This window comes from Hoyosella altamirensis (assembly GCF_014191505.1).
Taxonomy (GTDB): domain Bacteria; phylum Actinomycetota; class Actinomycetes; order Mycobacteriales; family Mycobacteriaceae; genus Hoyosella; species Hoyosella altamirensis.
Genome location: NZ_JACHWS010000002.1, coordinates 297939 through 315938, shown reverse-complemented (window position 1 = coordinate 315938; position 18000 = coordinate 297939). Strand labels below are relative to the sequence as shown.

Annotated in this window: 3 protein-coding genes and 1 pseudogene; 3 read left to right on the top strand and 1 reads right to left on the bottom strand. The window is 61.2% G+C overall.

Annotation, left to right across the window (positions count from 1 at the left end; genetic code table 11):
• Positions 1–86: 86 nt before the first annotated feature.
• Positions 87–13730: pseudogene (locus tag FHU29_RS10275) on the top strand (non-ribosomal peptide synthetase); the annotation flags it as partial.
• Between the two features lie 187 nt (positions 13731–13917).
• Complete coding sequence (locus tag FHU29_RS10270; RefSeq protein WP_064441064.1) at positions 13918–14739, top strand: class I SAM-dependent methyltransferase; 822 nt, start codon at positions 13918–13920, stop codon at positions 14737–14739.
• 8 nt (positions 14740–14747) lie between these two features.
• Here the strand turns inward: FHU29_RS10270 and FHU29_RS10265 are convergent, their stop codons facing one another.
• Entirely contained in the window at positions 14748–16163 is a 1416-nt protein-coding gene (locus FHU29_RS10265; protein WP_064441063.1) for a wax ester/triacylglycerol synthase domain-containing protein, read from the bottom strand.
• 354 nt (positions 16164–16517) lie between these two features.
• Here FHU29_RS10265 and FHU29_RS10260 point away from each other — a divergent pair, with 354 nt between their 5' ends.
• On the top strand, positions 16518–17894 hold the full coding sequence (locus FHU29_RS10260) for a wax ester/triacylglycerol synthase domain-containing protein (RefSeq protein WP_064441062.1): 1377 nt from the start codon (positions 16518–16520) through the stop codon (positions 17892–17894).
• The last annotated feature ends 106 nt before the right edge of the window (positions 17895–18000 follow it).

Here is an 18000-nt window from a genome sequence, read left to right as displayed (position 1 = left end):
AGCCGGTTCAGTGAATACGATGTAACAGACGCTGACGGCGGTCCGGTATCCCCTGTGGTGCCGTCTATGTGAGATGGGAAGGTTCGATGAGCGCTGGCCCTAATATGCGTGTGCAGCTGCTTCCGCAGCTGATGGCGACGGCGGTAGAGGCCAACCCGACAGGTGCCGCGCTCATCATGGGGGAGAAGACTGTCTCGTACGCGGCGCTGGACAAGCGTTCGTCGCGGCTCGCGCGGTTCCTGATCTCACGGGGGGTGGGTCCGGAGTCCTTCGTTGTCATCGGCTTACCCCGGTCTATTGAGTCGATCGTCGCGCTGTGGGCGATCGCGAAAAGTGGCGCCGCTTTCGTGCCGGTTGATCCTGCAGCACCCGAGGGTCGTATCGCGCATATCGTTTCCGATTCAGGGGCGCGCTTCGGTATCACAACGACCGAGACGCGGCCAGCATTGCCGGGTTCAGTGACGTGGATCGAACTCGACGATGAGGCTGTCAAAGCTGAACTCAAGACGCATCCCCCGACGCCCATCTCTTACCTGGATCGCCTCGGGATGCTGCGTCCGGAGAACCCCGCCTACATGATCTACACGTCGGGCTCGACGGGCCTGCCGAAGGGCGTCGTTGTCACGCATCTCGGGCTATCACTGCTCGCGGCAGAACAGCGCGAACGGTTCAGGATCGATGCGCAGTCGAGGTCCCTGCATTTCGCCTCGACGATTTTCGATGCGTCCATTCTCGAACTGCTGCTCGCGATTCCGGCGGGCGCGACGATGGTCATCGCACCCAGCGACGTCTACGGAGGCCAGGAACTCGCGAATTTCATTCGTGAGCACGCGCTTACCCATGCTTTCGTGACGCCAGCTGCGCTGGAAACGGTCGATCCGGCTGGGGTCACGGAACTGCGGGTGATCATCGTCGGGGGTGAGGCGTGCCCGCCAGAACTCGTCGCGCAATGGGCGCCGGGGCGTGAGTTTTACAACGGTTACGGCCCCACTGAGACGACTGTGATCGCTACCTACGCCGGGCCGATGCAGCCAGCGGAGAAAGTCACGATCGGGGCGCCGATCCGAGGCACAACCGCGATTGTGCTTGATTCCAGGCTGAAGCCGGTCCCCTCGGGCACCACCGGCGAGCTCTATATCGCTGGACCTGGTGTGTCCCGCGGTTACCACGCGCGAAACTCGCTGACAGCGGACCGGTTCGTCGCAAATCCGTTCGGGAATCCTGGCGAAAGAATGTACCGCACAGGCGATCTAGTGCGGTGGACGAGCGATAAGCAGCTCGATTACATTGGCCGCTCCGACTTCCAGGTCAAGGTGCGTGGTTACCGCATCGAACTCGGTGAGATCGATGCATCGCTGCGTTCGCATCCCGATGTGCGGTTTGCGATCACGCTGGCCCACAAATCACCAGCGGGCGAGAACATCCTGGTGGCGTACATCCAGCACAATGAGGGTGCGACGGCCGACACGGACGAGTTGCTGGGCCACGCGAGCAAGAGCCTTCCGGGTTACATGGTGCCCAGTGTTGTTGTACCGATCGACGAGGTACCACTCACGCCGCAAGGCAAGGTAGATCGGCGCGCGCTACCGGTCCCTGACCTGTCTGGGGGTGAACGAGAATACGTCGCGCCGGTAAATGCGGTTGAAGAACAGATCGCCGCGATCTTCGCGGAGGTACTCGGGCTCGAGCGGGTCAGCACCCAGGAGTCGTTCTTCGAACTCGGCGGCAACTCACTGATGGCGACCCGGGTGATCGCGCGCGTGAACGAGTCGATGGGCACGGACATCATTGTTCGCCAGCTCTTCGAAACCCCGACGATCGCGGCGCTCGCCGAGCTCATTGACGTTCCTGAACATCAGATCACCCAGCGGGTGCCGCTCAAAGCGCGGCCACGACCCGAGACCATCCCGCTCTCCCTCGCACAGCAACGCATGTGGTTCATCAACCAGTTCGAGCCGGAATCCGCTGCTTACAACATTCCGCTTGCGCTGCGCCTCACCGGCTCCGTGGACGCTGACGCGATGCGCCAGGCCTTCGCCGATGTGATTGAGCGGCACGAGTCGCTGCGCACTATCTACCCGAGCTCTGCTGACGGCCCAGTACAGCGCATTCTCTCCGCTGCCGAAGCCGATGTCACGCTCGACGTGATCGCAGCGGAAGGTGAAGCAGATGCGACCGCCAAAGCTGCGGCATTCGGTACACGAGGTTTCGACGTCAGTGTTGAACTGCCTATTCGGGGCGCACTTCTCGCGCTTTCCGGAAATGAGCACATCCTTGTCGTGGTGATGCACCACGTCGCGGCGGACGGCAGCTCGCTCGTTCCGCTGGCCAAGGACGTAATCACGGCGTACATGGCTCGAATCTCGGGCACCGAACCCGGCTGGGGCCCGCTCGAAATTCAGTACGCAGACTACGCTCTGTGGCAGCGTGAGGTTCTGGGCGATGAGGGTGATCCCGCATCCCTGGCGGCCCGGCAACTGGCGTACTGGCAGAACCAGCTCGCAGATCAGCCTGACTTGCTGGAACTCCCCACTGACAAGCCTCGTCCAGCCTCGCAAACACTGCACGGCGGCAAGGTGTTGTTTGACATCGGTCCGAACTTGCACGCAAAGCTCGCGCGCGTCGCGAGCCAGAACAGTGCGACCGTCTTCATGGCGCTGCACAGCGCGTTTGCCGTACTTCTTGCGCGTTTGACTGGGACCGGCGATGTTTCAGTGGGTACCCCAATCGCAGGCCGGGGGAGCAGGGCGCTTGACGACCTCATCGGCATGTTCGTCAACACGCTGGTTCTCCGCACTAGGGTGACCGACGAGGCCACATTTTCCGAGTTGCTGCGCGAAACCCGCGATACGGACCTGGAGGCGTTCGCACACGCGGACGTTCCGTTTGAACAGCTGGTCGAGGTCATCAACCCGACCCGGTCCACCGCGTATGCACCGCTCGCGCAAGTCGGTTTCTCCTACCAGAACCTCGAGAAGCCATCGTTCGAATTGCCGGGTCTGACAATCGAACCGCTTGGTGTGGACACCGAAGTGGCACAGTATGACCTGCACCTGCACGCCAGCGAGAACCTGGACGGGATGGGCCAGCCGGCAGGCCTGAACGCGGGTTTCACCTACGCGCTCGACCTATTCGAGCAGGACACGGTTCGTGAGTTCGCGAACCGCCTGCTCAAGGTTGTGGAAGCAATCGTCGACAATCCGGATGTCCCAGTTCTCGAGGTGGACATTCTGTCTGCAGCGGAGCGAAACTATGTGCTTCGTGAACTCAACGCCACGTCGGGCCGCGAGCCAGGAGGCGTGCTCACCGATTTTCTCGACGCACGAGTCGCGGAGAGCGCTGACGCAGTTGCACTCGAATTCGCAGGTGCGGCACTCACATACGGCGAGTTCGATGCTCGCGTAAATCAGCTGGCCCGAAAGCTCATCGCCGAAGGTGTCGGACCCGATGTCGTTGTCGGGCTTGCGGCTCGTCGTTCTTTCGAACTGCTCGTGGGCATGTACGCGATCGTCAAGGCTGGCGGGGCATATCTGCCTATCGACCCTGAGCACCCCGCTGATCGCACTGCCTACGTCGTCGAGTCAGCACGGCCGCTGTTCGTGCTGTCAGTCGCAGGCGAAGATGTGACGCTTCCCGCCGGGGTACGCCGGCTCGACATCGACGCTCTTGATCTGGAGCAGTTCAGTGCATCGCCCATCACCCAGCTAGATCGCCGTGAACCGCTCAGTTCGTCGAACCTCGCGTACGTCATCTATACGTCCGGCTCGACTGGGCGTCCGAAAGGGGTTGCACTGCCGCACAAAGCGGTAGTCAACCAGATTGCCTGGAAGCAGACCGCGTATCCGCTGAGTCGAGACGACGCGCTCGTTCTCAAAACACCAGCGTCATTTGACCTTTCGGTCTGGGAATTCTGGTGGCCGCTGGCGTCCGGTGCGCGGCTTGTTATTGCTGACCCGGACGGACATCGTGATCCGGCGTATCTCGGTCGGTTGATGAGCGAGCGCAAAGCCACCGTGGCCCATTTCGTGCCCTCTCTGCTGGACACATTCGTCGCAGTCAACGGTGACGAGGGCGTCCGCGCGATCGACTCGCTGCGCTACGTCCTGTGCATTGGCGAGGCGCTGCCAGCTGCGCTTGTCCACAAGTGGGCGACGACCGCTGACGTCCCGATTGAGAACCTGTACGGCCCGACGGAAGCTGCGGTTTCGATCACGTCCTATCGCTGTACCGGTGACGAACAGGGTGCGGTGCCGATCGGCGCGCCAGAAACAAACAGCCAGGTGTACGTCCTCGATCGGCGTCTCAGCCCAGTTCCCTCCGGTGTTGCTGGCGAGCTTTATCTTGCAGGCACCCAGCTTGCCCGTGGGTATTACGGTCGGCCCGACCTCACCGCTGAACGATTTATCGCCAACCCCTTCAGCGGGCGCGGTGAGCGCCTCTACCGCACCGGTGATCTCGCCCGATGGAATCGGGAAGGACACCTCGAATACGTTGGACGCTCCGACTTCCAGGTGAAGGTCCGTGGCTTCCGTATTGAACTCGGTGAGATCGAGAACGCTCTCACCCGCCTCGAATCGGTGGCCCAGGCGGCCGTCATTGTGCACTCCGATGCGCCGACCGGAGATCAGATCGTTGGCTACGTCGTAGCCCACGGAGATTTCGATACAGGCAGCGCAAAGGCGCAGCTAGGCCGGGACCTGCCTGCCTACATGGTTCCGTCGCTATTCGTGCAACTCGACGAGATGCCACTGAACGCGAACGGCAAACTCGACCGGAAGGCTCTGCCAGCTCCAGAGATCGGGGCGGCAGCAGGCGAATTCGTGGCACCGCGCAACCCCGTAGAAGAAATCATTGCCGGGGTTTACTGCGAGGTTCTTGGGCTGCCCGAAGCGAGCGTCACCGCGGGATTCTTTGATCTCGGTGGAAACTCGTTGCTCGGAACGCGAGTGATCGCGCGCATCAACTCGGCGCTCCAAGTGAACCTCGGGGTGCGCGCCCTGTTCGACTATCCGACGATTGCTGCGCTGGCTCAGCATGCGGAGCAATCCGCGGGTACTGCGCCGCGACCCGCTCTGACCCGCCGCGAGCGTCCGGCGGTTGTTCCGCTTTCACTCGCACAGCAGCGCATGTGGTTCATCAACCAGTTCGATACTGCGTCGCCCGCCTACAACATCCCGATGGTGCTTCGGCTTTCAGGCGACCTCGACACGGAGGCGCTGTCGGCGGCGTTCCGTGATGTGCTCGAACGACACGAGTCATTGCGCACCATGTATCCAGGTGGCGATGGGGGTCCCCGCCAAGTTGTTCTGCCAATGAGCGAATTCGCGTCCAGACTGGTTGTCACAGAAGTGGGCGCTGACGAATTGCGGTCCCGAGTTGTTGACTTCGTCAACCAGGGCTTCGACGTTTCGGTGGCGCCTCCGATTCGGGCTTCATTGTGGCGTGCAGCGCCGGGAGAGCACGTGCTCGCGGTGGTCGTTCACCACATCTCCGCCGACGGCGCCTCGATCGCCCCCCTCGCGCGCGACATCATGGTGGCGTACAGCGCTCGCACCGCGGGAGAGGAACCCGGCTGGAAGCCGCTTGACGTGCAATACGCTGACTTCGCTCTCTGGCAGCGCGAGGTCCTCGGCGATGAATCTGACCCGGACAGCATCGCGGCGCAGCAGCTCGAATACTGGACCCGCACGCTCGCGGGATTGCCTGACGTGATCGAACTGCCAACCGATCACCCGCGTCCGCCGGTGCAGTCGATGCGCGGCGCGAACTTTGAGTTCGACATCAGCGACGACCTGGTCAAGGCACTCACTGTGCTTGCTCAGCAGCAGGGCGTCACGCTCTTCATGGTGGCGCACGGAGCGCTCGCCGTATTGCTGTCCCGCATGTCAAGTAGTGATGACATCGCGATCGGAACCCCGATCGAAGGTCGCGGTGAAGCGGCCCTCGACGACCTGGTCGGCATGTTCGTGAACACGCTTGTTCTCCGCACACTCGTCGAGCCGGGCACCTCGTTTGTCGAATTGCTTGAATCCGTCCGGCAGGCGGACCTCGAAGCGTTCATGCACACCGATGTGCCATTCGAGCGACTCGTGGATGTGCTCAGCCCTGAGCGTGCAACGTCGCATTCACCACTCTTCCAGGTTGTACTGGCGTTCCAGAACATCGCGCAGGCGCACCTCGAACTCGCTGGCCTTCGTATCGACGGAATGGCGGACGACCTAGCAGTCTCGAAGTTCGACCTGCAGCTCACACTGGCTGAACGTGGCGGGGAAGGCGCCCAAGGGGGCGGCATGCACGCTGTCTTCACGTATGCCACCGATCTCTTCGACGAGCCGACGGTGAGCGATTTTGCTCAGCGCTTCACGAGAATCCTCGAGGCGATAACGGCAGACCCGTCAATCGCGGTGGGCGACATCGAACTGCTCGGCACTGCCGAACTCGCTGGGCTTACGCCCGCTGCGGGAGCGGAACCACCTGCCCCGCTGCGCTTCGCGGAGATCATCGAGCACGCCGTCGCACTAAATCCTTCTGGCACGGCTGTAGTCGACGGCGAAAGGTCGGTCACCTATCGCGAGCTCGATGAGTACTCGAACCGAATCGCCAGGGCGCTTCTGACATCTGGTGTTCGTCGCGGCGACGCGATTGGGCTGGCGATCACACGCTCGCTAGAGTCGATCGCTGCCACGTGGGCAATCGTCAAGACTGGTTCCGCTTTTCTCCCAATCGATCCGAACTACCCGGCCGATCGCATTGAGCACATGGTTGCTGACAGCGGAATCACAGTAGGCCTCACGATGGCCGCCCACGTCAGTGCTCTCCCGAGTGGAATCCACTGGGCCGCACTCGACGACACTGCGTTCCGATCGCAGGTGGAGGCCGCATCCGCGCACCCGGTGCAGGAGACTGAGCACGGCGGGCAGGTGGCTTTGGATCAGCCTGCCTACATTATTTACACCTCCGGTTCGACGGGTTTGCCGAAGGGTGTCGTGGTTCCGCACCGCGGTCTCGCGGCCGTGTCGCACGAGCAGCGCGACAGGTTTGGCATAGTGCCGAGCTCGCGTGTGCTCTTCTTTGCCTCCCCGAGCTTCGATGCTTCGATACTTGAACAGTTGATGGCGCTCGGTGCAGGCGCTACGACGGTCATCGCCCAGCCGGGCATCTTCGGTGGCGACGAACTCGCGGAACTGCTCATCAGCGAACATGTGACGCACGCCTTCGTGACCCCAGCTGCACTCATGTCGGTGAGCCCGGTGGGGATCACCGACCTTGAAATGGTTGCTGTGGGCGGCGAAGCGTGCCCGCCGGAACTGGTCAGCCGCTGGGCTGACGACCGGACGATGTTCAACCTCTACGGACCGACTGAAGCCACCGTGTGGTGTCTGGGCAGTCGGCTTTCGGCCGGTGAACCGATCGATATCGGTGGGCCAATTCAAGGAACCTCCATCGTCGTTCTGGACGCACGGCTGAAGCCCGTTCCTGTGGGTGTTCCGGGAGAGCTGTACCTGCTTGGCGAAGGTATTGCGCTCGGCTACCACGGTCGCCTTGAACTCACAGCTGACCGTTTCGTGGCCGCGCCGTTCGGCGCGCCCGGAACCCGTATGTACCGCACCGGCGATCTTGTTCGCTGGTCGAAAACGGGAACAATCGAGTTCGTTGGTCGTACCGACTTCCAGGTGAAGGTGCGCGGTTTCCGGATCGAGCTCGGAGAAATCGACGCAGCCCTAACACGACACGCGAGTGTTTCCACGTCCGTGACGGTGGGGCATAAGCGTGAGACTGGTCAGACGGTACTGGTGTCCTATGTGATCCCGGCATCAACAAGCGCGGTCGATGAGGCGACGCTGCGCGAATTTGTGAGCGAGTCTCTCCCGGACTACATGGTGCCGTCCGTCATCATGGCTATCGGCTCGATTCCGCTCACACCCGTCGGAAAACTCGACCGTAAAGCGCTCCCAGAACCAGTATTCACCTCGTCGGAACAAGAGTTCGTCGCACCTGAGACTGACCTCGAGGCGAAACTCGCACGGATCTTCGCGGACGTGCTTGGAGTCGAACAGGTCAGTGTCAACGAGTCGTTCTTCGCACTCGGCGGCGACAGCATCATGTCCATTCAGCTGGTTTCCCGAGCTAAAGCTGAGGGCATCGTGATCCGTGCGAGGGACGTGTTTGAGCAGCGAAGCGTCGCGGGGCTCGCGCGCGTCGCACGCAGCGGTGCCGAAGCCGACGTCCTCGCAGAACTGCCGGGCGGTGGCGTCGGCACCGTCACTGCACTCCCCATCGTGGAGTGGTTGCGTGAACTTCTCGGGTCGTCCGGAAGTTATCACCGATTCCAGCAGTCAGTACTGCTCACGGTTCCCGGCTCGGCGGATCGTGACACGGTCCTCACCGTGATTCAAGCGGTGCTAGACACCCACGATGCTTTGCGGTCACGATGCGAGTTCACTCCCGAGGGGACCCGGTTCGAGGTACTTGAGCCCGGGGATGTTCGTGCGTCAGACGTCCTGGCCGAGCGCGTGGTGTCCGCTGAAACGCTCGCCGACAGATCTGCCCTTGCCGCGGTTATCGCAGACGAGTTCACCGAAGCCGTCGACCGGCTTGACCCGATCAACTCTCGGATGACGCAGTTCGTGTGGGTCCACAGCGATCGAACCGGGAATTCGGCGGCTGCCCCCGATGGGCGTCTCATCGTTGCGATCAACCACCTCGCTGTCGATGGTGTTTCCTGGCGCGTACTGGTCCCCGACTTCGCGGTCGCTGGGGCGCAGGCGAGCAGCGGAGCACCAGTCACTCTGCAGCCCGTAGGTACATCCCTGCGGCGCTGGTCGCACGGCATCGCGGAGCGCGCCTCGGACGCTGCAATCGTCGCAGACGTGCCATTCTGGCGCGAGGTACTGCAAGGACCGGACCCCCAACTCGGCTCGCGGGAGCTCGACGCCGAGCAAGACTTCATGCCCTCAGTTCAGCGGGTGTCCGTCGAACTGAATGAACAAGCGACGGATTCGCTGCTCACCACGCTGCCCGCTAAATATCGGGGCGGCGTCAATGACGGCTTGCTGACTGCGCTGGCGCTCGCTGTGCGCCGGTGGCGCCGGCAGCGCGGTATTGACGAGCCGTCCGTGCTGGTGGCCATGGAAGGCCATGGCCGTGAGGAAGAGATCCTGCCGGGAGCGGACCTGAGCCGGACGGTCGGCTGGTTCACCAGCATGTACCCGGTGCGGCTGAGCACTGAGCGCATCGACGTCGACGCGGTGGCGGCGAACGGGGAAGCCGCGAGCTCGGCTATCAAAGCGGTGAAGGAGCAACTTCGCGAGCTCCCACGCAACGGCATGAGCTACGGAATACTCCGCCATCTCAACGCCGAGACACGCGCGGAACTGGCCCAGTTCAGTGAGCCGCAGATCGCGTTCAACTACCTGGGTCGCTTCGGCACCACCGAGGGGATGGATCTGGCCGACGTTTCATGGATTCCTGACGGTGACATCGAACTCAGCACCGAGCCTGATGCCACGATGCCGGCGACATCTGCGCTGAGTATCACCGCGACTGTTACCGACAGTCTCCAAGGGCCTGTTCTGAAAGCCTCGTTCGCGTATGCGTCCGGCGTACTGAGTGAGCACGAGGTTGCCGAGCTCGCTGAATACTGGGTTGAGACGCTCGATGTTCTTGGCCGCCACGCCGAATCAGTTGAGGCTGGGGGTCTTACGCCGTCGGACACGATGGTGCATGGCGTCACGCAGTCACAGATCGAGGCCATTGAATCGCGTTTCATCCGTGTCGACGAAATCTGGCCGCTGACGCCGTTGCAGAGCGGCTTGATGTTCCACACTCTCCTCGTTGGTGATGGGCGGGACGTTTACACGACACCCACCCGCCTGAAACTCGGTGGCACGGTAGATCCAGCGCGCATGCGCCGGGCCGGGCAGGCGCTAGTGGACCGTCATCCGAACTTGCGTGCCGCGTTCCTTCACACCTCGGATGGGGATGCGGTGCAAGTGGTTCCGCAGCGTGCTGAGCTGCCGTGGACCTACACAGACCTCACGACACTCGATCCGGCTGCCCGTGCAGCTGAGCGGGACCGCCTTGTCGCCGTCGATGGCGCAACGGGATTCGCGATGGATTCGCCGCCACTGCTGCGTATGCACTTGATAGCGGTCGCTGCCGATGAGTACGAGCTGCTAGTGACGAACCATCACATTTTGCTGGATGGCTGGTCGATGCCGCTCTTGCTGAAAGAGTTGCTCACCCTGTACGTACTCGACGGTGACACCACCCATATGCCGGCGGTGCAGGATTACAAGAGTTTCCTTGAATGGCTCCAGCGCCAGGACCACGCGCAGTCACTCAAGGTGTGGGAGACGGCGCTGCGCGAGACCGATACTCCGACGGTTGTTGCGCCGCAGGTGCAGGAAGGCGACCACGGTGAGCCTGCGGATGTCACACGTGATCTTTCGGAGGAACTGACCGGTGCGCTGAGCGGACTTGCGAGTCGCTCGGGGGTCACGCTGAATACGATCGTGCAGGCGGCGTGGGGCATCTTGCTGGGCCGTCAGCTCGGGCGGCAGGATGTGGTGTTCGGTGCGACCGTGTCTGGCCGTCCGCCTCAGGTTTCGGGTGTGGAGCAGATGATCGGGTTGTTCATCAACACGCTCCCAGTGCGTGTCCATATCGACGAGGACGACAGTTTTGAAGCCCTCATAACCCAGCTGCAGCGGGAACAGAGTGAGTTGGTTGACCACCAGTTCATCGGTCTTACCGAGATTCAGAAAGCTGCTGGTGCCGGGGCGGTGTTCGACACGCTTGCGGTTTTCGAGTCGTATCCAGTCGACCAGACCGGTGATTCGGCGACAGATCTTGCAGGGATGCGACTGCTGAGCGCCGAGGGCAGCGATGCGACGCATTATCCTCTGACGCTGCTGGCGTTTACCGAGCCGAATTTGCGGTTGAAGCTGAAGTACTTCCCCTCTTTGTTCGATGCCGAAGCCGTGGTTGCGCTGATCGATAAGCTTGAGCGCTTGCTGAGCGCTGTCGCGGCCGATGCAGCCAAGCCGGTGGGTTCGATTGATCTGCTGGACCCCGTGGAGCGGGATCTGGTGTTGCATGGCTGGAACACTGAGGGCCCGGGTGCGGCCACGGGTGCGACGCTGGTGTCGTTGTTCGAGGCGCAGGCTCGCAAGGTGCCGGACAGAATTGCTGTGCGGTCGGGGACGGCTGATTTTACGTATCGCGAGCTGGACGCTAGGTCGAACGAGTTGGCCCGCATGCTCGTTTCCCGCGGGGCCGGTCCCGAGTCGTTGGTGGCGGTGGCGACTGCGCGTTCGAGCGATCTGCTGGTCGCGATACTCGGTGTGCTGAAGTCCGGTGCAGCTTATGTTCCGGTTGACGTTTCGTATCCGGCGGAGCGCATCGAGTACACGCTTGCTGATGCGAAGCCCGTTGTTGTGCTGACGACATCGGGGGAGCAGGGTGCGTTGCCCGCGGGGCACGAACTGCTGGTTCTTGACGATGACCGAGTCAGGCTGGAATTGGACAGCTTCGATGATGGCCCGTTAGCGGATGCTGAGCGTCGCGGTGAGCTGCGGCCAGACAATGTCGCGTATGTGATTTACACGTCGGGTTCGACGGGTAAGCCGAAAGGCGTAGCAGTCACGCACTTCACGGTTACGTCGCTGATGGCGAACACGGAAGCGCTGTTCGGTTTCGATGAGTCGGACGTGTGGACGCTGTTCCACTCGTATGCGTTTGATTTCTCGGTGTGGGAGATCTGGGGTGCGTTGTTGTACGGCGGCTCGGTTGTCATTGTCGACTACCTGACGTCACGTTCGCCGGGGGACTTCCTTGCTCTGCTGGCTGCCGAGGGTGTGACTGTTCTGAACCAGACTCCGACGGCGTTCTACCAGCTTGTTGAGGCTGATCGTGAGGCTGGCGGCGCTGACTTGAGCCTGCGGTACGTGATTTTCGGTGGCGAAGCTCTGGATCTGTCGCAGCTGGAGCGGTGGTATGAGCGGCATCCGGAGGATGCTCCGCGGCTGGTGAACATGTATGGCATCACTGAGACGACGGTGCATGTCACGCACCGTGAGCTTGACCGTGAGTTCGCTGCGCGTGCGTCCGCGTCGGTGATTGGCCGCGCGATTCCGGGGCTGAGCGTGTACGTGCTGGACGAGAGGCTGCGGCCGATGCCGGTCGGCGCGACAGGCGAGTTGTATGTCGCTGGTCCGCAGTTGTCCCGGGGGTATCTCGGCCGGCCGGATCTGTCGTTCTCTCGGTTCGTGGCGAATCCGTTTGGCATGCCAGGTGAGCGGATGTATCGCACGGGTGATGTCGGGCGCTGGAACCGTGATGGCGAACTCGAGTATTTCGGGCGGTCGGATTTCCAGGTTCAGCTGCGCGGCTTCCGTATTGAGCTCGGAGAGATTGAGGCGGTGCTGGGCCGGCATCCGGGGACGGCGCAAACTGTCGTCCTTGTCAAGGACAATGAGCTGCTGGGGGAGCGGCTGATCGGCTATGTGGTGGCGGAAAGCGGCGCTGAATTAGATGGACCGAGTTTGCTCCAGGAGGCCGGTAAGCATCTTCCCGCGCACATGGTGCCTGCTGCGGTCGTCGTCCTCGACGCGCTGCCGCTGACCGCGAACGGCAAGCTCGACCGGGCAGCTCTGCCTGACCCTGAGACCGGTGGCGCAGCAGGCGAATACGTGGCACCGCGAACTGAGAACGAGGCTTTGGTAGCGCGAGTTTTCGCAGAGGTGCTGGGGCTCGATAGGCTCAGCGTCAGCGCAAGTTTCTTCGAACTCGGAGGAAACTCGTTAGTTGCAGTCAAGGCAATGACCCGATTGTCGGACGAACTCGGTATATCAGTGCCGCTTCGTGTGCTGCTGGGCACGCCCACGGCAGAAGCCGTCGCGAGTGCCATCGAGGACGTCATTCGCGGTGGTCACTCGGCGCCGGAAGGCTCGCCGTTGGACGTGATCATTCCGATCCGTGCCGAAGGCGATCAACCTGCGTTGTTCGCGATACATCCGATCGTGGGGCTGGCTTGGTGTTACGCGGGGCTACAGGCGCGGATTCCGGAGGGGATCCCGATTTACGGAGTGCAGACTCCGGCGGCTTCATCGAGTGAACGAGTCCCTGACTCAATCGAAGATATCGCTCAGCTGTATGTGCAGGAGATCAGACGAGTGCAGCCGGAAGGGCCGTACCGGCTGCTTGGCTGGTCGCTTGGCGGCGTCATCGCTCATGCCATGGCGGTCCAGCTTCAGGCTGAGGGTGAGCAGGTGGACTTGCTGGCCATGCTCGATAGCTTTGCAAATGGGGCCGGTGAGCACGTCGAGGAGCACGCTGTCACAGCGCAGGATCTTCTTGGTGGCTTCGGGCTGGGCAGCCTTCCACAGGAACCTCAGGACATCGCAATAGTGCTTGACGCTATCGAATCGGAAACGTCAATCTCGCGTGACGTCCTGGTCCGCATGCTTGACGTTGCCGAAAGGTCAGCGCGCTCAATGGCGCAGTACCGGCCAGCCGTTTTCGAGGGCGATCTACATCTGTTGACGGCTGCCAAGGGCAGGGAAGACCTCGGTGTGGCCGCACGCTCATGGACCGATGCGATTTCCGGAAAGGTGCGAGACGTTCCTGTCCCGTACACCCATTGGGAGATGACCTCGGCAGGTGCGCTCGATGACCTCATTGAAACTCTCAAGCGGACAGGAATCTTCGATTATTCCTCCGCCACGTAGGCAGAAACTACTACGTTGGAGTGGTCGGATATTCCGAATCGGGGCCCAGACGGTCACGGTGGAAACTCGCTGAAAACACTCATCCCCCGAAGGCTATACATTATTGGCGCTGCGTAACCAGTTTCCTGGTGCATCCCGCACCAGGTGTGCGCGGCGTAATGGCGCCCTATAGTGGAGATGACGTTAGATGACTTCAAATTCAAAGGTTGCTGTCAACCTCGGTGGTGTTCCTGAAACGTTGTTGGGAACGCTCCGAGACAGAGCTGTCGAGGGTCTCCGTGCGGATGCCCGGATAGTCGACCCCATTAGCGTTGGACTTTACGAGAGAATTGAATTCGACTGGAGCCGTCTCGGCCCCCCGTCGCAGCCAAACTATATGCGCGCGCTGGCTTTCGATGCGGAGGTCAGGAAGTTTCTGCAAAATACGCCTGCGGGCTGCGTTGTTTCGTTGGGCGATGGACTGGATACAGGTTTCTTCCGTGTGGACAACGGTAAATGTAACTGGATTTCAGTCGATATTCCAGAAGTGGCTCGGCTTCGAAACGAACTTCTGCCGGCGAACGCGCGACTGCGCAATTTCGGTTGTTCGGCCTTCGACACGAGGTGGATGGATGAGGTCAGCCCCGGCATGAAGGCCCCGATCTTCCTCGCTCAGGGGTTGTTCCAGTACTTCAGTCGCCAGGATGTTGTGAGTCTGCTGGAGCGAATCGCGGTGCGGTTCCCGGGTTCGACTGTGGTGTTTGACGTGGTGCCCGAATGGTTTGTCAGCAAGACGAAGCGTGGCTGGAAGAAGAGCGAGGGTTATCATCTCCCCGAGATGTCCTTCGCTTTGTCAACCGACGAAGCGGAGGGCCTGCGCAAGGACGTGCCGGCAATCTCGAGCATTCAGGTCATTGCCCTGCCCGCGGGGCACCGCGAGTTCGGGAACCTGACGATGGCCACGGTTCGCGCGGTGCCCTGGCTGCGGAGGCGTTTTCCCGCGGTACTGCGCGTAACGTTCGCTTCGTGAGCTGAGATTCAGCGCACGGGCTCAGCGGTCCGTGCGCTTCTCAATCGTCCAAACTCGTCGTGGAGACCTTGGATATAGAGATCAGGGGCTTGTAGTTGATCCGCGTTGGCGAGCACGGAAATGCTCAGGGTGTCGCCCAGCGACGAAATCTCATGCTTGAGCCCAATGCCAGGGTTGAGGGAGATAAGCCCGCAGGTTCTGAGTACGCGCGAAGTTGCGAAGTAACCAATATCGCGACTTCGCGGAATGTTTGTCACGACAGTATTGGCTCCCGTGACGCGCTCTCCCTTGACAGCCGCTGCTTCCTCCCCTTTGAGGATCATGTTGAGAACAAGGGGCGGAAGTTTCAGAGCGAGGGAACCGGCGCCGATTACCGCTCCAAATTCGCGTACCCGCTGCTTCTCCCAGTAGCTCGCCCCGCTGATGGAGTGGAGGCGCTCAACCGGGTCGGCGATGTTGGTATGCAAATCGACGCACAAGCCGGTGAGAGTGTTGCCGATGACGGGTTCCTCAGTGTTCCTCAGGGACATCGGTACGCCGCAGAGCAGGCCCTCGTCCGGTAGTTTTCCCGTAGCGCCGAGGTATTCGCGAAGTGCGCCCGCGATGATTGTCAAAGCAACATCATTCAACGTGGCTTCAGGTGCCAGGGCACGGAGCTCTTGCACCTCATCAATCGGAAACCATGCGGCGTCGAAAACTCGCTCACCGTGAGTCGGACCGTTGAACACCGTCCTTGGGGCGGTTTGTCTGATTTTAGGGCGCTCGCCGCGGGCGACACTGCCGTCGTACCGGCGTTTGAGGCTTCGAAGGCTCGAAATCTCCTCCCTAAGGCCGAGCAGCTTCGAGGTCGCGTTTCGTACCGCGGTGAGTATCCGGACTCGCGAATCGATCGGCCGCGCACTGTTCGCGGTTGTCCATTCATACTCTCGCAGGCTCGTCGGCGACTGCGTGAAAAGATGCGCTGCGAACTGCGAGAGCCCGAGGCCGTCCATGACGCCGTGGTGCACCTTGACTGCAATCACTGTGCCCGCTCCGGGTGCGACGCCTTCATCATTGAATCCGGCGAGGACATGTACCTCCCAGAGCGGCCGTGTGAGATCCATAGGAGCTTCCAGGATCTCGACGAGGTCCGCCCGCAGTGCTGCCCAGTCACCTCGTCCTGATACGCCGCGGAATCTGACGTGAGCATCTGGATCAACAGCCGCGGCGCGCACCCAATAGGGGTGGTCAACTTGTATCGGTGACCTCGCCAGACGGATAGCAGATGCGGGGTTATTCGCAAGACATGAGAGAATATGAGTACGGATTGATTCAGCGGATTCCGCTATGGATCCCTCGATAAAATATGCACTGACCAGGTTGGGGCGGTACTTCGCGCGCTCCCGCAAAAACATCAGACTACTTATTTCGTCCAGCTGCTGCACAGGATACTCCTGTTCGTTCTCCGTATATCAGGCATTTCGGCAGTGTTTCGTCTCGAGTTGCGGACCCAGGTCAGAAGACAACCGCAACATGGATTGTGCTGCATTTCAGAGCCGGACGCACTGTAGCGTTGCTCACCAATGAATGTCTGTGACAAAAAATTGGCTAATTCTTGTTGAAATCGCAATCTATCCTAAAATGCGGAGTGCGGTTCCGCAGGGTAGCAGCAGTTTTCTGCTGACGACTCGGGTCGCGCAAGGTGCAGGTCGGTGAGCGGGGGTAACGTAAGCATGAACCGTCCTTACTTGTACAAATCGGGCCGGGCCAAGCAGACACAAAACTAACGGGACTGACACGTGAAACTAGATAACGCTGGCACATGGATCGCGCACATTGGCAAACATGTCGGCAGTACAACGATGATGAACTTGACTGCATTCGACGACAGGTTTCGAGATGATCCGTTGGACGCGGAGGAAGTCGAGCGGTACGTTGCGTCGCGTCTTGCTTCCGTGCCGTACTTTCAGTCACGGGTGCAGCGAACGCCGCTCGGGCTTGGCAACAGTCATTTGGTTCCCGTGGACGATTTCGACTTGTCGAGGCATGTCAAAGTCCGTGAGGCGCCAGGTTCCGGCAGTTGGGCTGAATTGCGTGACGAACTCGCTGAACTGAGGGAAACGCCGTTGGACCCTGACCTCCCGCCGTGGCATGTCTCCGTGGTCACCGGGGTTCGAGGCGTGCCCGGCAGTACCGGCCGCACGGTATGTGTGGTGACGCGACTTGAACACGCGGTCACAGACGGCGCTGGGAGCGTTGCGCTCGCTCGTCAGCTGTTCCCGGATACGCCGAGTTCTGAGGAGACCCTTTCGCGCGATGTGGTCCCGGTTGTCCCGCGGCGCTATTCGCTGCTTACCAGCGCGCTGATGCAAGTACCGGACCGCGTTGGACGGTTCACAGTGAACTGCCGGGACGCGCTCGCGAAGCGTAAGTCCAAGAGCGGCGCGCCGGACGACGCCCCGCACCCGCCGCTTCGCGGGCCTGCACCCGAGACCGTCATCGACCGCGCAAATGGGCCGCTGGAATACCGGGCTTTCGCCGTAGGTCTAGCGGAGATTCAGCGAGTTCGCGCCCTGGCTCCCGGTGCGACGATCAATGACATCTTCATTGCGACCGTGGGAGGAGCCCTGCGGCGCTACCTGGGGAAGTTCGGCGAGGTGCCTGAAGAGGACCTCAGGTGCGCTATCACTGTAGCGACGGCCAAACGCGACCTGTCACCGTTCGTTGGCAACGACTTCACCATGGCCGCGGTGCCCTTCTGGATTGCTGTCGAAGACCCCATTGAGCGACTCCGCTGCATCGTGCAATCGACAAGGAGCGTTAAGGAGCGTCTTCGCTCTGGACCGAAAGTGCCGATTGAGCGGGCCCTTCAAACGGTGCCGCCGATGTTTATCCCGAACATCCTAACGAAGCTATCTGGGGGAAAGTCCCTGGTTAACGCGGCAGTGGTGAATGTGCCGCGCGGTAGTCGGCCAATGTATTTCGGGCAAGCGAAGTCAGTCGCCTCGTTTGGTTTCCCCTTCACCGACGGAGTTCCGGTCGCACATTCTGTGAGCTCGCTCGGGGACGTAGCAACGGTGAATGTCCTCTATGACTCCGCCGCTATTCGTGATGGCGACGCCTACCAGGAAATGCTCGAGGCCGAATTGGGCGCGTTTCTCGACTTGTCTGCCTGACCTGCAGAGAGTGGGCTTCTGCCCCCATAGCGGGGGGCATGAATGTAACTCCCCGTACTCGTTTCGTAACCACTTTGTGTGAACAACAGGGGTCTCACGAGCCACA